16 protein-coding genes are annotated in these 21,611 nt (G+C 69.8%); 8 read left to right on the forward strand and 8 right to left on the reverse strand.

Going from position 1 to position 21,611, the window contains the following annotated elements; genetic code table 11:
* Positions 1–129: 129 nt before the first annotated feature.
* The gene (locus FHS44_RS00120) at positions 130–2,193 is read right to left on the reverse strand and encodes a glycosyltransferase family protein (RefSeq protein ID WP_184711791.1); all 2,064 of its coding nucleotides are present in this window, start codon (positions 2,191–2,193) and stop codon (positions 130–132) included.
* A gap of 62 nt (positions 2,194–2,255) precedes the next feature.
* A complete protein-coding gene (wecB, locus tag FHS44_RS00125) occupies positions 2,256–3,425 on the reverse strand; it encodes a non-hydrolyzing UDP-N-acetylglucosamine 2-epimerase (RefSeq protein ID WP_184711792.1) in 1,170 nt (389 codons plus the stop codon).
* Positions 3,426–3,481: 56 nt separating this feature from the next.
* On the opposite strand from wecB, the gene FHS44_RS00130 reads away from it, so the two are divergent.
* The 6 genes from FHS44_RS00130 (at position 3,482) to FHS44_RS00155 (ending at position 11,505) form a co-directional block, all read left to right on the forward strand.
* Positions 3,482–5,152: a glycosyltransferase family 4 protein gene (locus tag FHS44_RS00130; protein WP_184711793.1), complete on the forward strand. Its 1,671-nt coding sequence runs from the start codon at positions 3,482–3,484 to the stop codon at positions 5,150–5,152.
* Positions 5,153–5,350: 198 nt separating this feature from the next.
* Positions 5,351–6,613, forward strand: coding sequence for a nucleotide sugar dehydrogenase (locus FHS44_RS00135; protein WP_184711794.1), 1,263 nt, complete (start codon positions 5,351–5,353; stop codon positions 6,611–6,613).
* A 19-nt stretch (positions 6,614–6,632) separates the two neighbouring features.
* Complete coding sequence (locus FHS44_RS00140; protein ID WP_184711795.1) at positions 6,633–7,721, forward strand: glycosyltransferase; 1,089 nt, start codon at positions 6,633–6,635, stop codon at positions 7,719–7,721.
* Between the two features lie 60 nt (positions 7,722–7,781).
* Positions 7,782–9,599, forward strand: a complete 1,818-nt coding sequence (locus FHS44_RS00145) for a DUF4434 domain-containing protein (protein WP_184711796.1) — start codon at positions 7,782–7,784, stop codon at positions 9,597–9,599.
* Positions 9,600–9,618: 19 nt separating this feature from the next.
* Complete coding sequence (locus FHS44_RS00150) at positions 9,619–10,284, forward strand: NUDIX hydrolase (RefSeq protein ID WP_184711797.1); 666 nt, start codon at positions 9,619–9,621, stop codon at positions 10,282–10,284.
* Between the two features lie 357 nt (positions 10,285–10,641).
* The gene (locus FHS44_RS00155) at positions 10,642–11,505 is read left to right on the forward strand and encodes a hypothetical protein (protein ID WP_184711798.1); all 864 of its coding nucleotides are present in this window, start codon (positions 10,642–10,644) and stop codon (positions 11,503–11,505) included.
* A 119-nt stretch (positions 11,506–11,624) separates the two neighbouring features.
* Here FHS44_RS00155 and FHS44_RS00160 read toward each other — a convergent pair whose 3' ends face one another.
* A complete protein-coding gene (locus tag FHS44_RS00160; protein ID WP_184713364.1) occupies positions 11,625–12,221 on the reverse strand; it encodes a Uma2 family endonuclease in 597 nt (198 codons plus the stop codon).
* Positions 12,222–12,303: 82 nt separating this feature from the next.
* Between FHS44_RS00160 and hisC the strand changes: the two genes are divergently transcribed.
* On the forward strand, positions 12,304–13,365 hold the full coding sequence (gene hisC, locus FHS44_RS00165) for a histidinol-phosphate transaminase (protein ID WP_184711799.1): 1,062 nt from the start codon (positions 12,304–12,306) through the stop codon (positions 13,363–13,365).
* Positions 13,366–13,424: 59 nt separating this feature from the next.
* On the opposite strand, the gene FHS44_RS00170 is transcribed toward hisC, so the two are convergent.
* The 5 genes from FHS44_RS00170 to purD all read right to left on the reverse strand — a co-directional run bounded on the left by FHS44_RS00170 (position 13,425) and on the right by purD (position 20,051).
* On the reverse strand, positions 13,425–14,363 hold the full coding sequence (locus FHS44_RS00170) for an EamA family transporter (protein ID WP_184711800.1): 939 nt from the start codon (positions 14,361–14,363) through the stop codon (positions 13,425–13,427).
* A 232-nt stretch (positions 14,364–14,595) separates the two neighbouring features.
* Positions 14,596–15,885, reverse strand: a complete 1,290-nt coding sequence (locus tag FHS44_RS00175; protein ID WP_184711801.1) for a GTP cyclohydrolase IIa — start codon at positions 15,883–15,885, stop codon at positions 14,596–14,598.
* Between the two features lie 227 nt (positions 15,886–16,112).
* Complete coding sequence (gene murA / locus FHS44_RS00180; RefSeq protein ID WP_184711802.1) at positions 16,113–17,378, reverse strand: UDP-N-acetylglucosamine 1-carboxyvinyltransferase; 1,266 nt, start codon at positions 17,376–17,378, stop codon at positions 16,113–16,115.
* A 278-nt stretch (positions 17,379–17,656) separates the two neighbouring features.
* Complete coding sequence (locus FHS44_RS00185; protein ID WP_184711803.1) at positions 17,657–18,691, reverse strand: hypothetical protein; 1,035 nt, start codon at positions 18,689–18,691, stop codon at positions 17,657–17,659.
* A gap of 127 nt (positions 18,692–18,818) precedes the next feature.
* Entirely contained in the window at positions 18,819–20,051 is a 1,233-nt protein-coding gene (purD, locus tag FHS44_RS00190; protein WP_184711804.1) for a phosphoribosylamine--glycine ligase, read from the reverse strand.
* Between the two features lie 480 nt (positions 20,052–20,531).
* Here purD and corA point away from each other — a divergent pair, with 480 nt between their 5' ends.
* Complete coding sequence (gene corA, locus FHS44_RS00195) at positions 20,532–21,611, forward strand: magnesium/cobalt transporter CorA (RefSeq protein ID WP_312863470.1); 1,080 nt, start codon at positions 20,532–20,534, stop codon at positions 21,609–21,611.

The raw sequence follows: 21,611 nt of genomic DNA on the forward strand, positions 1-21,611 counted from the left end.
TTCTTCTCCCACGTCGACTCGGGGCGGCGCCACGCCACCCCGCATCGTCGGCGACGGGACCTGCCTCGTCTCGCCGACGGCGACCTAGGAAAGGAAGAACGCGAACTTCATGACCGCGAGTCTAGCCCTCTAGATCATCACGTGGTCCTCGGGGTGACCGACGAAGGAGAACTGGGCGTTGCGGGTCAGCTTGATGTCGTCGGCCTGCCAGGTGTGCATGGCCGCGTCGCCGCTGCGCCAGTACACGAAGTTGAACCGGTCCGCCGAGTAGATCTTGACCCGGTCCTCCTTGAGGCGCCTGACCAGCCGGGTGTCCTCGCCCCTGGTCACGTCCTCGAAGCCGTAGTGCTTGAACATCTCGGCCTTGCCGAGGAAGGTGCCGCCCTGCACCAGCCAGCTGTAGCGGTGTTCGAGCCCCGGCAGCCGCAGCATCGTGGTGTTGCTGCCCTCGAAGTAGGCGTAGTGCGCGCCCTTGCCGACGAGTTCGGCGTCGGAGTAGTCGAAGGCCCGCACCAGGTCCGACAGGTAGTGCTCGCCGTACAGGTTGTCGTCGTCCATCTTGGCGATGAGTGAGCCCTCGGCGGCGGCGATGCCCAGGTTCATGCAGGCGCCGAGCGACAGGGACGGGTCGGCGGGCAGCACGACCACGTCGGAGATCCCGGCGACCCGCGCCTTGTCGGCCACGACCACGGGGTCGATGTCGAGGCCGTGCAGCACCATGACGAGCTGGACGGGCCGGTGGATCTGCTTGGCGACCGAGGAGATGGCGTGCTCGATCTGCGCGGCCCTGTTGGTCGGCAGCACGACGGAGACCGACCGGGACCGGGTCTCCACGGGCTTGCCGAGCACCTGGAGGATCTGGTCCACGCGGTGGGTGAACAGGTGCTTGTCGAAGACCTCCCGCATCGCCAGGTGGCCCTGCCTGGCCCGCAGCTCGGGGCTGTTGATCAGGTGGAGCACCTGGTTGTAGGACTCGACGGGCTCACGCGCGATGGGGATGAGCGAGCCGAAGGTCTCCTCGATGGCCCGCGACCACCCGGAGACGACGGAGGTCGCGCAGGCCGACAGCTCGAAGACGCGACGGGCGCACATGGTCGGCGAGTCGAGCACCGAGTTCACGTTGAGGAAGACCTTGTACATCTTGTACGCGGCCAGCATCTGGTCGTACGGCAGTTCGCCCACGATGTGCGGGACGTACTCGGCGGGCCAGGCGTACTTCTCGTCGACGGTGCCGTTGCGGGCGAAGATGTGCAGCCCGAGTTCGCGGACGGGGGCGAGCACGGTCTCCATCTGCTCGCGGCGTTCGGGGTGTTTGTCGCGGAAGTACATCCCGGCGAACACCACGTCGTGCAGCCTGCCCTGGCGCTCCTGGATGGGGTTGTGCACCCGGGGCTGGGCGGCGAACTGGAGCACGTCCACCCGGTCGTGCCCGAGGACCTCCCGGTAGCGGGACACCATGTCCCCGTCACAGGTGAAGACGTGGTCGAAGAGCTTGGCCGTGTCGATGAAGAAGTCGAAGTTCGGCGGGTCCTCCTTGTTCCAGAAGACCGTGGGGATGCCCTCCGCCTTGCACCAGTCGATCAGGGCGCGCAGCTCCGGCTTGGGGGCGTTCGAGCCGGTCATCTGGTAGCGCCAGCGGCCCTGGTTGCCGTGCCAGGCCGACTCGGCGAACAGGATGTCCGGCCTGCGCTCGGCGAAGATCTCCGGCCAGTCGCGCAGCCCGAACTCGATCTGGTCCCACTCGTACTTGAAGGCCATCCTGGAGAAGTCGTCCAGGATCACCGCGACCTTCAGGTCGGGCCGGTTGATCGGTCCGGCGGGCCACTTCACCTGGGGCACGGTCACCGCGGGACCCTGCTGGTCGAGCTCCTCGATCACCTCGGAGACGGGCCTGGGGGCCTTGGGTCCCTTGCGGGTGGACATGGCGGCCTTCAGCTTGCCGGGCAGCCGGACGACCCCCGACCCCTTCGCCCCGGTCAGCGCCTCGGCCACCCGGTACGGCCGCTGCACCTTCGTCGACTCCAGCTTCCACTGGGCGTAGTCGGCGCGCGCCTCCGCGATGGCCAGCCGCCGTTCCAGGTCGCGGACGCGCTCCTCGAAGCGCTCGATGACCTTGCGCTCCTCGGGAAGCCAGTTGATCGGCCCAAGACGCTGGAACTTCGGCTCTTCGGGGGTCTGCTCAGGGGAACTCATGGGAATCGCCTTTACACCGAGGTCGTGCCAGCGTACGGCGTGAGCCGTACCGAAAGGGCGGTTTACAGGGAATTGGGCGGTATGACCTGACCTGCGGGGGAGAGGTTGCCTCCCCTGAGCCAGGCGGCGATCACCCTGGCGATCCTGGGACCGGCCTTGCCGTCCCAGAGCGGGGGCAGGTCACCCGAGGGGGTCACGGCGCCCTCGGCCAGCGCCCGGTCCGCAGCGGCGGCGAGCTGCGCCGGGGTGACCAGGCGGTTCGTGCCGTGCGTGATGGTGATCGGCCGCTCGGTGTTCGGCCGGACCGTCAGGCAGGGAACGCCCAGCATGGTCGTCTCCTCCTGCACCCCGCCCGAGTCGGTGACGACCAGCGAGGCGCCGCGCACCAGCGACAGGAAGTCCACGTAGCCCAGCGGATCGACGATGAGGAGGTTCCCACCCGTCACCAGCCCGGCGTCGGCCAGCCGCTGACGGCCCCTGGGGTGGATCGGCACCACGATCGGCAGCCGCGCGCTCACCTCAAGGACGGCGTCGACCAGCTCCTTGGCCGAGGCAGGGTCGTCCACGTTCGCGGGCCGGTGCAGGGTGGCCACGCCGTACCGTCCGGTCAGGCCGAGACGGGAGCGGATCGGGGCCGGGTCGAGGTGGTCCAGCGCGGAGAACAGGCTGTCGATCATCGGGTTGCCCACCAGGTGGACCCGCGCCGGATCGACGCCCTCGTTGGCCAGGTGGGACAGCGCGTCCGGCGAGGTGGCGAACAGGATGTCCGACAGCGCGTCGGTGACGACCCGGTTGACCTCCTCGGGCATCTCGCGGTCGAAGGAGCGCAGGCCCGCCTCGACGTGCGCGGTCGGCACCTGCAGCTTGGCGCAGACGAGGATCGCCGCGAGCGTGGAGTTCACGTCGCCGTAGACGACGACAAGCGTGGGACGGTGTTCGAGCACCACGTCCTCAAGGCCGGTCAGCAGGGCCGCGGTCTGCCGCGCGTGCGAGCCGGAACCCACTCCCAGGTTGGCGATCGGCTCCGGCAGACCCAGGTCGGCGAAGAACACGTCCGACATCAGCGCGTCGTAGTGCTGACCGGTGTGGATGATGCCCTGCCGTACCCCCAGCTCCGTGAGAGCGCGCACCACCGGGGCCGCCTTCACGAAGTTGGGCCGCGCGCCGAGCACGTGCAGGACGAGGGGATTGTCGGGGTCCGGGGTCGTCCCCGTGGGGGCGTAGTCCCTCATTGACCTCGCCTTTCATGCGGGAGTAGGGCAAACGATGCCTATGGTACGGTCACGGCGTGGTATCCGATGCCAGCACGCCAGACTCCTCAAAGGTTTCCGCGAAGTCGGCCCGTGCCGGGCTGAGCGGCCTGCTGAAGGGGTTCGCCAAGCACCCCGTGATCGTCTCCCGGGTCGTGGCGGCCAAGGTCAAGTCCGATCCGGTGCGTGTGGCCCAGGCCGCCGCCGAGACGCTCCCGCCGAAGCTGCGTCCCGTCGTGGGCCGCTTCGCGTGGCCGGCGGCGCGACAGGCCAGGCTGGTCGTCCGCAAGCTCGGCATGCGCATGGTCAAGGGGCCGTGGGCCGAGGCCAAGGAGCACTTCGACTCGGGCCGGATGAGCGAGGCCGTCGCCGTGCTCCAGGGGCACACGAGATACCCCTTCATCAAGCGCAGGGCCGCCTACTACGCCGGTGAGCTGGCCGCCATCCAGCCCAACCCGATCCCGCCCAAGGCCAAGGTCATCGTGGGGGAGCGGGTCGAGGGCCGGGTGCTGCACTGCGTCACCAACGCGCTGCCGTTCACGCAGGCCGGATACACCGTGCGCACCCACCGCATCGTCACCGCGCAGCAGGCCGCCGGTCTCGACCCGCACGTGGTGACGAGCTGGGGCTGGCCGATGATGCAGGGCCACGCGGACGCGACGCCGTTCGAGGAGATCGACGGCATCCCCTACCACCGGCTGATCCCCGGCGGCGGGGACGTGCCCTTCGAGAGCCACGGCCGCATGATCAAGGGCGCCGGTGAGGTGACCGAGCTGGTCAGGACCCTCAGGCCGCAGATCCTGCACGCCGCCACCGACCACCGCAACGGCTCGGTAGCGCTGGCCGTACGGGAGCGCACCGGCACGCCGATGGTCTACGAGGTCCGCGGCTTCCTTGAGGAGACCTGGGCCTCGCGCGACCCCAAGCGCGTCGGCAGCCAGCGGCACGTCCTCCAGCGCGACCGCGAGGCGTTCATCATGCGCTCGGCCGACGCGGTGGTGACGCTCGCGGAGACCATGGCCGTCGAGATCGCCGAGCGCGGCGTGCCGAGGGAGAAGATCTTCCTGGCGCCGAACGCCGTTGACGACTCGCTGCTGACCGCCGAATACGACGGCGCGACCTTCCGTTCCGCGTACGGCATCGCCCCCGGCGAGGTCGTCATGGGGTCGGTCTCCAGCATCGTGGCCTACGAGGGCTTCGCGACCATGCTGAGCGCCGCGGCGCTGCTGCGTGACCGGGGGACCCCGATCAGGGTGCTGCTCGTCGGCGACGGCGCGGAACGGCCCGCGCTGCTCGAACAGGTCGAGGAGCTCGGTCTCGGCGACGTGGCGATCCTGCCCGGCAGGGTCGGTCCCGACGAGGCACTCCAGGCGCAGGCGGCCATCGACATCTTCGTCTGCCCCCGCGAGGACCTGCGGGTGTGCCGACTTGTTACACCATTGAAACCCGTCGAGGCGATGGCGCTCGGCAAACCGGTAGTGCTGAGTGACCTGCCCGCTCTCTCGGAGCTCGTCGGCTCCGACGGCGCCGGGCTTCTTGTCCCTCCCGGCGACCCCGAGGCCCTCGCGGAGGCGCTCGCCGGACTGCGCGAGGACCCCGCGCGGCGGGCCGAGATGGGGCAGGCGGGAAGGGCAGAAGTCGCGGCCAAGCGCACGTGGAGCCGCGTCGCGGAGACGTACCGTGACCTTTACCGATCACTTACCTCTTGATGACCTTCGGACGACTCCCAGGAAACTGCCAGTTTGTGATGCGTTCAATCGCATTAGACGTGGCTCGTTCGGACTTGAGATAGCCTTTGCGACCATGAAGTGTTGTTTCCGGCATTCCAAGGTCACCCGGTGAGCGAGCGCAACGAGCCCGCCGGCGACACTGGCGCCCCCGCGGGCGAGGCCGGCGAAGGAGGCCGAGTGAGCACCTACGACCTGGCCGTCATCGGTCTCGGATATGTCGGCATGCCCCTGGCGAAGGAGGCCACGGGAGCCGGTCTGCGCGTCATCGGCCTTGAGGTCGATCCGGTCAAGGTGGAGGCGCTCAACGCGGGCCGCTCCTACATCGATGACCTCACGGACGCCGACCTGGAGCACATGCTGGCCAACGGCTTCGGCGCCACCCTGGACGAGACGGTCCTGGCGCAGAGCGCGACCGTGGTCATCTGCGTGCCGACCCCGCTGGACGAGGACCACCGCCCCGACCTGTCCGCCGTCGAGGGCGCGACCGCGACCGTCGCCCGCAACCTCTCCGCGGGCACGCTGGTCGTCCTTGAGTCCACCACCTGGCCCGGCACCACCGACGAGGTCGCCCGCCCCATCCTTGAGGCCTCCGGCCTCACCGCGGGCAGCGACTTCCACCTCGCGTTCTCGCCCGAGCGCATCGACCCGGGCAACGCCAAGTACGGCATGCGCAACACCCCCAAGGTCGTCGGCGGCTACACCCTGGCCTGCCGGGAGCGCGCTGTCGCGTTCTACTCCCGCTTCGTCGAGCAGGTCGTGCCGGTCAGCGGCACCCGCGAGGCCGAGATGGCCAAGCTGCTGGAGAACACCTACCGGCACGTCAACATCGCCCTCGTCAACGAGATGGCGATCTTCTGCGACGAGCTGGGCGTGGACCTGTGGGAGGCCATCGAGGCGGCCTCAACCAAGCCGTTCGGCTTCCAGAAGTTCCTGCCGGGACCGGGTGTCGGCGGCCACTGCATCCCGGTCGACCCGTCCTACCTGTCCTACACGGTGCGCAAGCTGGGCTACCCGTTCCGGTTCGTCGAGCTGGCCCAGGAGATCAACGAGCGGATGCCGGCCTACGTGGTCGCCCGCGTCCAGCGGCTGCTGAACCGGCATAAGAAGGCCGTCAACGGCTCCCGGGTGCTCCTGCTCGGCGTCACCTACAAACCCGACATCGCCGACGAGCGTGAGACCCCGGCCCTGCCGGTCGCGCGGGCGCTCGTCGAACTGGGCGCGGAGCTGGTCTTCTCCGATCCCCATGTCAAACAGTGGCGGGTCGACGGCGTCGAGGTGCCCCGCGAGGAGGACCTGGCGAAGGCCGTCACGGAGGCGGACGTGACACTGCTGCTCCAGCAGCACGCCGCCTTCGACCTGTCAATCGTCGAGGACCACGGCAGGCTCGTGCTCGACACCCGCGGCGTCCTCGCCGAGGGTGAACGCGTCGAGCGGCTCTAGTAGCGAAGGGCTGCGCGCAGTGCACGTGCTCGTCATGACGGTGGTGCATCACCCCGAGGACGCCCGGATCCTGCACCGGCAGATCCGCGCGCTCGTTGATGCCGGTCATGAGGTCACGTATGCCGCGCCGTACACCGCGCGGGGCGTCATGGCCCGGTCGTGGGTGAACGGCGTCGACCTGCCCAGGGCGGCCGAGCGTAAGCGGCTGACCGCCGTACGCGCCGCCCGCAAGGTCTTCAAGCGCATGCGCGGCCAGGTGGACCTCGCGATCGTGCACGACCCCGAGCTGCTGCTCGCGGTCGTCGGGGTGCGCAACCGGCCCCCCGTCGTCTGGGACGTCCACGAGGACACCCCGGCGACGCTCTCGCTCAAGCCCTGGCTGCCCGCGTTCCTGCGCCCGCCGGTCCGCTTCCTCGCCCGCCTCCTTGAGGGTACGGCTGAGCGCCACCTGCACCTGCTGCTGGCCGAGAGCGCCTACGCGGGCCGGTTCCGCAGGACGCACCTGGTGGTGCCGAACGAGACGTGGGTCCCCGACCAGGTGACGGTGCCGGGCGACGACCGGGTCGTCTACCTCGGCTGGCTGTCGGAGGCGCGCGGGGTGCGCGAGGCCATCGAGGTGGCCAGGCTGCTGCGGCCCCACCGGGTCGCGGTCGAGCTGATCGGCTACGCCGACCCGCAGTCACGCCCGATGCTGAACGAGGCGGTCGCCGAGGGCGTGCTCGAATGGCGTGACTTCATGCCGAACGACGAGGCGCTCAAGCGGCTCGACGGCGCGCTGGCCGGGCTCTCGCTGCTGCGCGACGAGCCCAACTACCGCCACTCCATGCCCACGAAGATCGTGGAGTACATGGCGCACGGCATCCCCGTGATCACCACCCCCTCCCCGAGGGCGGTCGAGCTGGTCGAGCGCTACAGCAGCGGCGTCGTCGTGCCGTGGCAGGACCCCAAGGCGGTCGCCCAGGCCGTGGTCTTCCTGCGCGACGACGTCAGGGAGCGGCATGGTCAGGGCGCCCGTGGGTACGCGGCGGCCCGTGCGAACCACCACTGGCCCAACTCGGCGCGTCGTTTCGTCTCCCAGCTTGAGTCGTGGGCGGGGGTCAAGAGCTGACCCCGGGCCCGGGGAAGCTGTTTATGTCCGCCTGATCGCAAGAACGGTAGTGTCCTGAACGTGCGCTGGCTCACCGTCTTCCTGGGCGTGGCGATCCTCGCCGCCGCCGCGGCGGTCGCGATGGTCCTGCCCCGCGGTGAGAGCGCCTCGACGGCCCGCAGCACCACCCCCTCGCAGAGCCAGAGTCCCTCGGCGTCGGCCTCCTCGCCGCAACCGTCGGGCACGCCGTACACCGACCCGTGCGGGACGTTCGACACGACCGTGCGCACGCCGTACGCGCTGACCGGTTACTGGCTGATCCCCACCACCGACCACTGCACCTGGCGCAGGCAGTTCACGGCCATCCACGAGGTCGGCGGCGACACCGTGATCCGGATCGGCTGGGGCCTGCAGGCCCGCAGGACGACCGAGGACGGCCGTGTCCTGGAGAAGGAGGGGAACAAGGCCGACCCGCGCTACGCCCCCTGCGTCGAGGACGGGGTGCCGTGCGTCGCGGCGGCCGAGCGCGATCTCAAGGCGGCCAACCCGGGCAACCGGGTGAGCTGGACGTTCGTCTACCGGACCGACGAGGCCTTCGGCGACGGGCTGTTCCGCTGCCCGGCCTACGAGCGCAGGATCGTCACCGAGGACACGGTCTTCTACCGGCTGCTCGCGCCCGACGACGGCACCGACGACCCGAGCTGCGACAACATCAGGAACCGGGGACGCGGCTACCACCTGATCCTGGTCGCCGCCGCGAAGCAGGACAGCCTCACCGAGCTGCTCGACCTCGGCGACAGGTTCGGGGTGAAGGTCTTCCCGGCGCTGCCGCTGGCCCCGCGTGACCCGATGCAGAGCACCCGGGCCTCCGAGCGCGGCACCGACACCCTGACCACGCTCACCCGGCGCATCCTCCAGGACTACGGCGACCGCTTCGCCGAGCGGCCCTCGCTCGGCGGTTTCTACCAGCCGTTCGAGCTGCAGCTTCGCGACATGAAGGCCGAGCACCCGACGCTCGCGGTCTACGCCTCGCAGCACCAGATCGTCGAGCAGGAGATGCCGGGCAAGCCCATCCTGGTCAGTCCCTATCTGGACGCGCGCAAGCGGCTGCCGTTCAGCGCGACGCCCAGGGAGGTCGCCAAGGGTTTCGAGGCGCTGGCCAGGACCGGCGTCGGCATCATCGCGCCGCAGGACAGCCGGGGCACCGGCAAGGTCGGGCTGTTCTGGCCCGACCAGCGAAGCCAGAAGGTCGACGAGCGGCTGCGCTCCGTTGTGGGGGAGACGACAAACGGCGACGCCTACCACGGCTCGACCCGCGACTACTACCGGGAGATGGCCGCGGCCAGGACCAGGATGGTCGAGCAGGGCTACAACGTGCAGCTCTGGGCCAACGTCGAGGCGTTCGAGCCGTCGTCGGAGGAGCAGTGCGCGGCCAGGACGGGCACCAGGGGACGCACGGACAAGGAACGGCTCGACACCGCGGTGACCCAGGTCGGCCGGTACGTCTCGAAGATCGTCTCCTACATGTGGAGCGACTTCTTCACCTGCGGCTCGCCGTCCCTGTCCGAGGAGATCGCCAGGGACGCGGGCAGGCCCATCCCGGTGGACGCCGTGCACAGGCCGCGTGACATCCAGGACGGCGTCGAGATCCGCGGCTACGACATCCCGGTCGGCTCGACGGTGACGATCACCTGGCCAGGTCAGGACACCCCCGAGGTCACGAAGGTCACCGGGGTCGATCTCGACGGTCTCCCGTCCGACCTGCCGGAACGCGTCAGGACGGCGTGGTTCCCGTTCGGCTGGGACGGCGTGCCGAAGGGCACCTGGGTGCGCATCAAGGTCACGGCGCCCGACGGGCGTGCCGCGGCCGAGTCCTTACACGTCCGCGTGGGCGTCTGAGCGGTGTAACGTGCCTCACATGGTTCCGCGCATCCCCGTCAGCGTGGACCTTGTCGTCCTCACGGTGCGCTGCCAGGCGCTGAGCGCGCTCGTCTGGCGGCGGAACAAGCAACCCTACGAGGGACGCTGGGCCCTGTCAGGCGGCTTCATCCAGCTCGACGAGGACCTTCCCGCCGCCGCGGAACGCGTGCTCGCCGAGCGGGCCGGTCTGCCCGGCGCCCCCGTCCATCTGGAGCAGTTGCAGACCTACGGCTACCCCGACCGCGACCCGCGTCAGCGCGTCCTGAGCGTCGCCTACCTCGGTCTGGCCCCCGACCTTCCCGCCTCGACCGAGGCCCACATGAGCTGGCAGCCGGTCTCCTCGCTGCGGGAGATGGCATTCGACCATCGGCGCATCATGGTGGACGGGATCGAACGGGCGAGGGGGAAACTCGAATACACCCCGCTCGGCGCCGCCTTCTGTCCGCCCGAGTTCACGGTGGCCGATCTTCGCCGCGTCTACGAGATCGTCTGGGACCGTCCACTCGATCCGAGAAACTTTCACCGGAAGGTCACCAAGGCGGAGGGCTTCCTGGTGCCGACGGGTCGCACGACGACCCGCGACGGAGGCCGTCCGGCCAAGCTGTACCGCAGGGGACCTGCGGTTTTCCTTCATCCCCCGATGCTGCGCTCCCTCAAGGAGTAGGCAGGAAGACAGTCCCCGCGGGGAAGTCTTCCGACGCATCCAATCTCAAGGGATGAAAACCATTTCTCCGTTATAGACATGAAAATGGTTATCGCTTACGCTATTCCCACACTGAGAGGTTAAGAGCGCAAAATCTTGAAATTTCAGGATGTCGGTGTGGTTGTTCCACGACGATTGTCCTGGTGGTCTCGGCGACCGTGAACCCGGCACCGGGCGGCGACGGCTCACCCGGCGAACGGCCATGCCCCGTCACCGTCCGGTGGCGGAAGCGGGTCAGACCGGGGACAGGGCGCCGTCCGGACGCGCGACGCCCTTCCCAGGCACGGAACAGGCTTTTCTCAAGACAGGAGAGTGCTGATGGCGCGGCGGACACTTGCGCCCGGCGTGGAGATCTTCTCGGTGACGACCGGGACGGTACGGCAGGCGGCGGACACGACCGGGCGTTCCGAGGCGGAACCCCGTGGGCGACGGCGGACCGGGACGGGCAACGGCCACGCGGAACGCCGCGGCGGCCTGGCCGTACCCGACGAGTCCGCGAAGGTGACGGTGCTGCGGACCGCCACCGGGGAGTTCCTCCCCGTCCAGCCGGAGATCGGCGAGGACCTCGACCAACTCGACCCGGGGACGCTGCGGGCCTTCGAGGACCGGGGCCTGCTGGTCGAGCGAGAACCCCGTTACTGGCCGGGCCCCGTCGCCGTGGTCGGCGGCGGAGCCATCGCGCTCGCCCTGTCGGAGCTGCTCGTGCGGATCGGCGCCGAGGTCCACCGGGTGCCGACCCCCGACGCCGCCCTCGGCTGCGCCGCCGTCACCTGGTGCCACGACGACCACCCGCCCGCCGAGTGGGCCAAGGCCGACGTCCTGCTCACCGAGCGCTCGATCGCCTGGCAGCGCTGCTCGGTCGAGGGCGCGACCGCGGTGATCGAGCCCATCTCCTTGGGCCCCGAGGACCTCACCCACACCGACGTCAGGGCCAGGCGGCTTGCCGCCTCCGCCTCTCCCGGACACCTCCAGGCCTACTGGAGCAGCGAGCGCCGCCGGGGTCCCTCCCCGATCGGCCCCGCCGAAGCCTGGTTCGTCGCCGCCCTGCTCGCCGCCGACCTCGAAGCCTGGGCCGCCCGCCGTACGGCGTCGCGGCGGCTGAGGATGGTCGACCTGATCAGTCTGACCGTGACGGAACAACCGATCCTGCCGCTGTCGGCGGTCTCCTCGGGAGACGTCTGACCGCGGCCCGAGCGCCAAGCGCCCAAGGACAGGCGCCGGATCCCCGGGGGGGTGGAGCCGGCGCCGACCGGCCGGCGAGCGGACGACCCACGTCCGCCCGCCGGCCGGACAACTTCTGCTCAGAGGTTCTCGGTCTCGGCCAGGTCGATGTCGATCTCGAAGGGCAGCGGGACCTTCAGCCGGTCATGGTGGATGCCCATGAGCGCGTAGTGCCGGGTCGCCGGGTCCAGCTCGTAGACGTAGACCGTGGGCACGCCCTGCGTGTTCTCGACCCGCCAGAAGTGCGGGATGCCCGCCTCCGCGTAGAGCTCGGGCTTGCGGCGCCGGTCGCGGATCTCGGACTCGGTGGAGACCACTTCGACGACCAGCGCGACGTCGGCCGGGAGATAGGTGGTCTGTCCGGGCCCCTTGACCGCCTCCGCGCGAACCACCATGACGTCCGGCTCGGGACGCTGCCGCTCTCCGAGCGTCACGGTCATCTCCCTGCGGACCCGCAGGTCCGAGGGGGCGGCGCGTCGCAGCTCGCTCTCCAGAAGGAAGAGTGTCGCCATATGGAAGTTGGTCTGGGGCCCCGCGAAGACGAGACTGCCGTCGATCAGTTCGGTGTGCGGGGGAATCCCCGGCAGCCGGTCGAGGTCGTCGGCCGTGAAGCCTGCCACGGGAGGAATCGCCCATACGGGTAGAGGTTCAAACTCGACCGGTGGCGTGCTGCTCATGTCGTCCTCCCGGTCGGGCATGCTCTCACCTCCAGCATTCCAGGAGGATGCCCCATCCGCCTGCTCCTCATAAAGTAAGGTCATGCCTCGTTTCCGCGCGATTCTGGACACCGTGCCCCCCTATCGGGCGGGCAAGGCCGTGGTGTCAGCCGACGGCCGGTCCTTCAAGCTGTCCTCCAACGAATCCCCCTACGGTCCGCTTCCCTCGGTGGTCGAGGCGATCTCCAAGGCGGCCTCCCAGGCCCACCTGTACCCCGACCCGGGAGCCACCGCGCTGACCAACGCCCTCGCGGAGCGTTACGACGTGCCCGCGGAGCACGTCGCGACCGGCGCGGGCTCGGTCACGCTGGTTCAGCAGCTCTTCGAGACCGTGGGCGAGCCGGGGGCGGAGGTGATCTACGCCTGGCGGTCGTTCGAGGCCTATCCGCTGATGGCCGACCTGGCGGGAGCCACCTCGGTGCGGGTCCCGCTGGCCGACGAGACGCACCACCTCGACGCCATGGCCGAGGCGATCACCCCGCAGACCCGCATGATCTTCGTCTGCAACCCGAACAACCCCACCGGGACTGTCGTGCGCTCGGCCGAGCTTGCGGCCTTCCTCGACCGGGTCCCCGAGGACGTGCTGGTCGTCCTGGACGAGGCCTACCGCGAGTACGTCAGAGACACCGACGTGACCGACGGCCTCACGATCTACCGCGACCGGCCCAACGTGGCCGTGCTGCGCACCTTCTCCAAGGCGTACGGCCTGGCGGGGCTGCGGGTCGGCTACCTCATCGCCAACGAGCCCGTCGCCACGACCATCCGCAAGACGACAGTGCCCTTCGCGGTCAACCACCTCGCCCAGGCCGCCGCGATCGCCTCGCTGGCCGCCGAGGCCGAGCTGCTCGACCGGGTCGAGACCGTGGTCAAGGAGCGCGACCGGGTCCGTGACGCGCTGATCGCCCAGGGCTGGACGGTGCCGGTCACCGAGGCCAACTTCGTCTGGCTGCGTCTCGCGGAGCGCACCGTCGAGTTCGCCGGGGCCTGCGCGGCGGAGGGCGTCGCCGTGCGCCCCTTCGAGGGCGAGGGCGTCCGCGTCTCCATCGGCTCTCCCGAGGCCAACGACACCTTCCTGAAGGTCGCCGAGGTCTTCCTGAAGGGCTGAGTCTCAAACACGTCCCAGGGGCCTCACAGGGCCTCCCAGGCCCCTCAGGGAACCCGCGCCTACGCGGGCGCGGGTTCCTCCTGTTGTACGGCAGGCGCCTTCCTGCGTTCGGTCGAGACCACCAGCGCCACGCCGACGACGATCACCAGGCCCGCGACGACCATCGAGCCGGTGACCACCTCGCTCAGCACGAGCGCGCCCAGGGCGACCGCGACGACGGGGTTGACGTAGGCGTAGGTCGAGATGAGGGAGATGGGGGCGTTGCCCAGCAGCCACACGTAGGCGGTGAAGGCGACCAGCGAGCCCATCACGACGAGATAGGCGAGCCCGACCCAGGAGCGCCCGGACACGGCCGCGAGGTTCAGGTGCTCGCCCGCCGTACGGCTGACCGCCAGCAGGCCGAGACCGCCCGCGAGCATCTCGACGGCGCTCGCCGCGAAGGGGTCGGCGGGCATCGGGATGCGCGCGGCGAGGAACGAGCCGACCGACCACGAGACCGACGCGATCAGGACGGTCGTGACCGCCGCGCCGCTCGACGCGCCGCTCGCGCCGGTCAGGGAGAGCACCGCGACCCCGGCGAACCCGACGAGCACCCCGGCCAGCGTCAGCGCCCTGGGCCTGTCACGCGCGACGACGCGCAGGATCACCAGCCACAGCGGCACGGAGGCGACCAGCAGCGCGGCCAGGCCGCTTGAGATGTGCTGCTCGGCCAGCGCGACCAGGCCGTTGCCCGAGGTCAGCAGGAGCAGGCCGACCAGCGCGGCCCCGCCGAACTGCTTCGGCGACATCCGGTAGGCCCCGGGCCCCTTCACCAGCAGGACGACCAGGCCGAGCACCGCCGCGGCGATGGTGAAGCGCATCGCCCCGCTGACCAACGGGGGGACCGTCTCGATCACCACCCGGATCGCGAGGTAGGTGGACCCCCAGACCACGTACACGATCGCCAGCCCGCCCCAGACAAGGAGAGACGTGCGCTTGTCAGCAGCGTCATAAGCCATAGCTCCTGACAATATCCCCTCAAGTCAGGAAACCTCTCGCGGTTTTCAGCCCGTGAGACGACCCCCTGACAAGCAAAGGGCCGTCACCCCCCGGTGGGGATCCGGAGGATGACGGCGTGGCGGTCCCGGGGCATGGGCCGTGCTGCAGTACGGCACAGGCCCCGGGACCGCGCGGACACACGAAGACCGCTGCGAAGCCGTCACAGCGGTCTCCACAGCTTCGGCGACGGCCTCAGCGACTTCCCAGCTTCTCCACGATCAGCCGGTAGAGCTGGCGCGGACGGCCGGGCTGCGGAGTGCGGTTCGGCGGAAGCGGCCACGCGAGCCCCTCGTCGACCAGCGTGCGCAGCAACCGCCGTGCCGTACGCGGCGTGACGCCGAGCATCTTGCCCGCGCCCTCCGCGTCCACCACGGTGTCCCCGCCCTCCAGCTTGGCGGCCAGCCGAGCCAGCACCTCCACGCCCTTGGGCTTGAGCGGTCCGCCGCCCTGCGGAGGCATCCTGGGCGCGGGGATGAGCGCCCTGCCCTCCCGGTCGACGGCGAAGCCCTGGGCCTGCTTGCCCGCCTGTGTGCGCGCGAGCGCGGCCCTGGCGTGGGACTCGGCGTCATGGGTCGTACGGCCCATGCCGACCCCTACCTCGACCGCCAGGCCCAGTTCGTCACGCACCCGGGCCGCGAACGGCAGCACCCGGAAGCCCTCGGTCGCCGTGGCCACCGAACCACGCGTGGCGGTGACCATGTAGCTGTGGTCGTCGACCGCGGTCACCGAGGCGTTGATCCGGTTGGCCTCCTGCACCAGCAGGCGGTGCAGCGACAGCCTCAGCTCGTCACGCCAGTAGCGCGGCGCGGCCCTGCGCACCGGCTCGCGGAGCGTGGGAACCTCGACCAGCACCACCGTGAGCTGCGACTCCTCCAGCCTGTGGTGCGCCCCGAGCAGCGCCGCGGTGTGCAGCGCCGTACGGACCGCGGCGGAGGTCGGGCGGATCCTGACCACCGGAACCCCGGCCGTCTGCAGCCGGTCGGCGACGGCGGGCAGGCAGGTCAGTGCCCCGCTGGTGTTCCCCTGGCGCGCCAGGCGTTCGTGGAAGGACGCGATCGTGCCGGTGGCTCCCGGCTCGTCGCGGCTGTGCACGTCCCCGGCGGGCAGCCCGAGGTCGGCGTAGGCCTCCTCGATGTCGCCCCTGCCGAGCACGTCGATGCTGACCCTCCTGGGGTCGATCCGCTCGTCCAGCGCGGCCCTGGCCAACGCGGCGATCAACGCGGCGCCGCCGAGCTGGACATACGTCGCGGGCATCGTCAGCACCCCCGATCGCCTCGCCAGGTCGTACGGCACCGGGCTGGCGAACAGACAGGCGTCCACCCCGGCTCCGAGGCGGGTCACCTTGTCGGCCGCCTCCTGTTCGTCGCGGTACGCGGCGGCCACCAGGCGGCACGGCAGAGGTGCCGCCGCGTGTCCCATAAGCATCACCCTTTCTACGAGGTCATGGGGGCCCACCACACCGATAGTGAGGTCCGGTGTCATGGCACCCGGGCGTGACACTCGTGGAGTTTCTTCGGCCCGCTCGACCAATGTTCGTCCCATCCTGCCGTCCCTGTTGATTCGGCTCTCTTTTGGAACGATCGCTTGCGAGGGCCGTAATGTCACGCCCGTTTAGAGGTCAATTCTTGGAGGAACCCACGGTCTAAACCCTGACTGACAGTGTTTACACAGGTCAGAGCGCTTTTTGGGAGACTGAAACCGGTTGATTATCATGCAGAAATCTCTCGGTGGACATCCGCACCGAGGGCCTGCATACGCTCGGCCAGATAAGAGTGGCCCCGGTCGATGAGATAACCTGACCCGATCACGGTCTCTCCCCGGGCCGCCAGACCGGCCAGCACGAGGGCGATGCCGGAGCGCAGGTCATGGGCCGTGACGTCGGTTCCGGTGAGCGGGGTGGCCCCCCGGACGACGGCGCTGTTCTCCTTCACTTCGATGTCGGCGCCCATTTTGTTGAGTTCCGCGGCGAGTGCGAAGCGGCCGTCGAAAATACGTTCGTGAATGTAGCTCGCGCCGTCCGCGAGGCAGGCGACCGTCATGATGGGCGACTGCAGGTCGGTGGCGAAGCCGGGGTAGGTGTCGGTGATCACGTTGATCGGGCGCAGCGGCCGGTCCCTGCGCACGTGCAGCACGGCGCCGTGGTCGGCGAACTCGACCCCCATCTGCTCCAGCTTGTAGCGGACGACGCCGAGGTGGTCCAGGTCGGCGCCGACCAGGTTGACCTCGCCCCCGGTGATCGCGGCGGCCATCGCGAACACGCCCGCGTCGAGCCGGTCGGGCATCACGGTGTGCTCGACGGCCTGCAGCTCGTCGACGCCCTCGACGGTGATGAACCCGGTGCCGCCGCCGCTGATCCGCGCGCCCATCCGGGTCAGCATCTCGATCACGTCGAGGACCTCGGGCTCAAGGGCGGCGTTCTCGATCACGGTCGTGCCGCGCCCGAGGACGCCCGCCATGATGAGGTTCTCGGTCCCGGTGTGCGAGGGGGTGTCGAGGTACAGCGTGGCGCCGGTGAAGCCCGTCGACTTGACGTGGATGACGGCGTCGCCCTCGTCCACGACGGCTCCCAGGCGCTTGTAGCCCAGGTAGTGGAAGTCGAGGTTGCGGCTGCCCAGGTTGCAGCCGCCGACGCCCTCGATGATGGCCTCGCCGAGGCGGTGCAGCAGCGCCGGGACGAACAGCACGGAGCCGCGGAAGCGGCGGGCGATCTCGGCGGGCAGCACGGGGCTGCTCAGCGTTGAGGCGTCGATCACCAGCGTGCGCTCGGCCTCGTGGAGCTCGACCTTGGCGCCGACCGCCTCGGCCAGCTCGACCGCGCGGCGCACGTCCTCGATGATGGGGACGTTGCGCAGCACCGTACGGCCTCTGGGCGCAAGAAGGGCCGCGCCGATCATGGGAAGCACGGCGTTCTTTGCGCCCTGGATGAAGGCGGTTCCACGGAGGGGATTGCCACCGCGCACGCGGTAACGGACCATGCTTCTTGCTCCTTGAGGGTGGGGGACGATATTCGTACAACAAGGGGGCGGTGGCCGGAAGGCGTCGGCCAACACTAGCCGTTGGATGCCCCTGAACCAGCTATTTCGTGGGGAAACGCCCCTTGGGTGACCGGTCAGGCGACTGACCAGAAGCCTCCGCGCGAAAGATTCAACGGTTCCCTCATGACAATTTCCACTGGGCCGTGAAAGCCTCCGCGACGCGTGTGTCCCGCCGAAGGGAGGGCTGTGCGACACCGGCGTCACCGGCCAGAGTTTATTCACGCGGCCCGGGTGCCTCTGTCCGAGGGGGTGAGCGGGGAGGCGGCCGTCAGCAGGGTGTCGGCCCGTTGGTCGACGAACCGGGTCACCACCTGCTGGCCGTACCCGAAGACCATCGCCCAGACCAGGATCGCGGGCTGTGAGCCGAGCCCGGACATGCCGGGGACGAACCCGGAGTTCAGGATCAGCAGCCCGAGCACGGCCGTCGCGACCCCGGCGGGGGCCTTGAGCAGCGTCTGGGCGACCGCGAGCGAGTAGCGCGTGGACAGGTCGGCGCGGGTGGACAGCGAGGCCGCGCTGGACAGGGCGGCGCCGAGCACACCGACCAGCGCGACGAGCGGGACGTCGCCGTGACCCGGCCGGTGGCCGCCGGTCGGGCAGATCTGGGCGGGCATCAGGCCCTGCGTCTGGATCACCGACTGGTTGCCGCACATCGGCACCGCGTCCGGCCAGATCGCGCCGACCGTCACCAGGCCGAGCACGATCATCGACAGCATCACGACGCCGCCGAGCAGCAGGTTGCGGAAGCTGCGGACCCGGCCGCTCTCCATCGCCTGGGCGGTGTAGGCCGCCCGCAGCACCGACTGCATCAGCGGCCTGTCGCCCTCGTTGAGGTCCCCGGCGGCGACCCTGGCGTGTAACTGGACGAGCCTGGGGTCGTCGCCGGGTAAGTAGGCCCTGCCGATCGCGAGGACCTCGGTGGCCCGGCCGCACAGCTCCGCCGTCGGCAGCACGCCGTACAGCATCACGGTGGCGCTGTTGACGTTCGACCAGGCGCCCTCGATGGCGTGGCCGGTCAGCCAGCGGCGCAGGCCGTGCCTGCTCCTGGCGTAGGACTCGGCGCGCGCCAGGTGCGTGCCGATGCCCTCGCCGACCGAGACGAGCTGGCCCGCGCCCTCGCGCACGGTCAGCGCGCGTTCGGCGTCGGCCCTGATCTCCTCGCTGCGGGTGGCCACGTACACCCGCCAGGTGCCGGGCCAGCGCAGGACGCCGGTGTCGCCGATCCGTTCCGGGGAGACTGCGTCGAGCGACATCGTTCCTCCGTTGGGCGTGGGCCGAGAGGGGATCGGGCCGGGACTACCCCCGGCCCGCCGGGACATGCCGATTCGACGGTACGTCTCCGTGACGGCCGGACACCGTACGGTCAGAGACCCCGCAGGCTCAGAGGCCCTGGGCCGCGATGTCCGTGCGGTGGTGCGAGCCGCGCATCCGGACGCGGCCGACCGCCTCGTAGGCGGCCTCGCGGGCGGCGGCGACGTCGGCGCCCGTGCCGACCACGCTGAGCACCCGCCCGCCCGTGGAGACGACGCGCTCGCCGTCGGCGGCGGTCCCGGCGTGCAGCACGTAGGCGTCTCCCGACACCTCGGACAGTCCCTCGATCACGTCGCCCTTGACCGGCTCGGCCGGGTAGTTCTCCGCCGCCACGACCACGGTGACCGCGGCGCCGCCACGCCAGGTGAGCGGCCCGAATTGGTCGAGCGTGCCGTTCGCGCAGGCCAGCAGCAGTCCGGCCAGCGGCGTGGCGAGCCGGTCGAGCACGACCTGGGTCTCCGGGTCGCCGAACCGCGCGTTGAACTCGATCACCTTCGGGCCGTCCTTGGTGAGCGCCAGCCCCACGAAGAGCACCCCGGTGTACGGCGTGCCACGCCCGGCCAGCTCGGTCACGGTCGGCAGGACCGTCTCGGCCATGACACGCTCTGTCAAGTCGGCGGGAGCCCAGGTCAGCGGCGTGTAGGCGCCCATCCCGCCGGTGTTGGGACCCTTGTCGCCGTCGTAGGCGCGCTTGTGGTCCTGGGCGGGCAGCAGCGGCACGGCCGTCGAGCCGTCGCAGAGCGCGAACAGCGAGACCTCGGGGCCGTCGAGGAACTCCTCGATGACGACCCGCCCGCACGCCGCCGCGTGCCTGAGCGCCTCCTCGCGGTCGTCGGTGACCACGACGCCCTTGCCCGCCGCGAGCCCGTCGTCCTTGACCACGTACGGCGTGCCGAACGCGTCGAGCGCCTCGGCGGCCTCCTCGGGCGTCTCACAGGTGTGCGAGCGCGCGGTCGGCACGCCCGCGGCGGCCATGACGTCCTTCGCGAAGGCCTTGGAGCCCTCGATCCTGGCCGCCTCCGCCGAGGGGCCGAAGCACGGGATGCCCGCCTTCCTGACCGCGTCGGCGACCCCGGCGACCAGCGGCGCCTCGGGGCCGATCACGACCAGGTCGGTCCCCAGCTCCCCGGCGAGCCGGGCGACGGCCCCGGGGTCGGTCGGGACGACCGGGTGGAGGGTCGCGACCTGGGCGATGCCCGGGTTTCCCGGGGCACAGTGGACCTCGGTGACCTGGGGGTCTGACGCCAGCGACCGGCACAGGGCATGCTCGCGCCCGCCGGATCCAATCACAAGAATGCGCACTCGGGAGAGCTTATCCGCCGCCCGTGCGGCGTCTGTCCACAGGCTGTGGACAAGCTGTTCGACCGCGTACCACCCGAGGTTGACGAACCCACGCGTGTCGATCTTCTCTCTGACATATCCTGATGAAAGAGCTGATTTCGCTGTAAACGGGGCGTGAATTTCGTGGAGTTCCGCATGATCGCCCCTTGTGAGCGAGGGTATCCTGGGAGTCCGCCCCCCGGTATGTGCTAAGTTTGGGCGGCTTTGGCGTGTCTGATGCTGATTGGAGGTGGTCGGGGATGACCTCTGGCGATCCCAGCAGTACGTGCTCGCGCACACGTGCTGTGCGCACTCTCGAACCACTTCACACCGGTGTCCGACCGGCTGCGCACGCATTCTCTTTTTTGAGTTGAGGTGACACGACGTCGCGTGCGATCAGCGCCGGTTCGGGCGGGAAGGCCTGACATGCGCTCTTCACTTCTTTTCCCCCGCATCAAGCACGTGCGTGCTGTTCGTACCCCGCGTCCCGACCTCTCGGCGGCCGGCCGTACGAACGCCCAGTGTGTCCCGCCGAGCGACTCGCTCGTCGAGTACGCCGCCTACGTCGACGGCAAGAAGATCCACGCCCTGGGCATCGTCGACGCCCTCGAACTCGTCCGCGAGCGCAACGCCGCCGAGGAGAAGGCCAACGCCTTCGTCTGGGTCGGCCTGCACGAACCCGACGCCCCCGAGGTCGAGTGGCTTGCAGAGGTCTTCGCCCTGCACCCCCTCGCCGTCGAGGACGCCGTCAAGGCTCATCAGCGTCCGAAGGTCGAGCGCTACGGCGACTCGTTGTTCGTGGTCCTCAAGACCGTCGCCTACCTCGACCACGACGTGCTCACCGCGACCAGCGAGATCATCGGCACCGGCGAGATCATGGCCTTCGTCGGCCCCGACTTCGTGGTCACCGTACGGCACGGCACGCACTGCCCGCTGACCGAGGTGCGCGAGCGCCTTGAGGACAAGCCCAAGCTCCTCAACCGGGGCCCGACCGGCGTGCTGCACGCCATCGCCGACCACGTCGTGGACAAGTACCTCAACGTGGCCGATCTCATGCAGACCGAGCTTGAGGACGTCGAGGCCATGGTCTTCGCCGACGTCAGCGCCCGCGACATCGGCCGGATCTACAACCTCAAGCGCGAGATGATCGAGATGAAGCGGTCGGTCATGCCGCTGCAGTCGCCGCTCGCCACACTCGCCCAGCGCCGGATGATCCCCTCGGAGATGCGCGAGTACTTCCGTGACGTCGTCGACCACCTCGCCCGCGTCTGTGAGCAGGTCGAGTCGTCCAACGAACTGTGCAACTCGGTCCTGCAGGCCGCCCTGGCCCGCTCGAACGCCCTCGCCAACGAGGACATGCGCAAGATCTCCTCGTGGGTCGCCATCATGGCCGTCCCCACGATGATCGCCGGGATCTACGGCATGAACTTCAAGCACATGCCCGAGCTTGATTCCTTCTTCGGCTACCCGCTCGTGATCGGCGTCATGGCCATCACCTGCACGCTGCTCTACCGGGGGTTCCGCCGCAACGGCTGGCTGTGA

It is taken from the genome of Streptosporangium saharense (assembly GCF_014203715.1).
Taxonomy (GTDB): Bacteria; Actinomycetota; Actinomycetes; order Streptosporangiales; family Streptosporangiaceae; genus Streptosporangium; species Streptosporangium saharense.

What these genes read in the sequence shown, in the direction of transcription:
- FHS44_RS00170 (WP_184711800.1), bottom strand. Translation starts at nt 14,363, where the DNA reads ATGGCTTATGACGCTGCTGACAAGCGCACGTCTCTCCTTGTCTGGGGC.
- murA (WP_184711802.1), bottom strand. Translation starts at nt 17,378, where the DNA reads ATGGTCCGTTACCGCGTGCGCGGTGGCAATCCCCTCCGTGGAACCGCC.
- wecB (WP_184711792.1), bottom strand. Translation starts at nt 3,425, where the DNA reads ATGAGGGACTACGCCCCCACGGGGACGACCCCGGACCCCGACAATCCC.
- FHS44_RS00155 (WP_184711798.1), top strand. Translation starts at nt 10,642, where the DNA reads ATGGCGCGGCGGACACTTGCGCCCGGCGTGGAGATCTTCTCGGTGACG.
- hisC (WP_184711799.1), top strand. Translation starts at nt 12,304, where the DNA reads ATGCCTCGTTTCCGCGCGATTCTGGACACCGTGCCCCCCTATCGGGCG.
- FHS44_RS00185 (WP_184711803.1), bottom strand. Translation starts at nt 18,691, where the DNA reads ATGTCGCTCGACGCAGTCTCCCCGGAACGGATCGGCGACACCGGCGTC.
- FHS44_RS00175 (WP_184711801.1), bottom strand. Translation starts at nt 15,885, where the DNA reads ATGACACCGGACCTCACTATCGGTGTGGTGGGCCCCCATGACCTCGTA.
- FHS44_RS00120 (WP_184711791.1), bottom strand. Translation starts at nt 2,193, where the DNA reads ATGAGTTCCCCTGAGCAGACCCCCGAAGAGCCGAAGTTCCAGCGTCTT.
- FHS44_RS00160 (WP_184713364.1), bottom strand. Translation starts at nt 12,221, where the DNA reads ATGAGCAGCACGCCACCGGTCGAGTTTGAACCTCTACCCGTATGGGCG.
- FHS44_RS00150 (WP_184711797.1), top strand. Translation starts at nt 9,619, where the DNA reads ATGGTTCCGCGCATCCCCGTCAGCGTGGACCTTGTCGTCCTCACGGTG.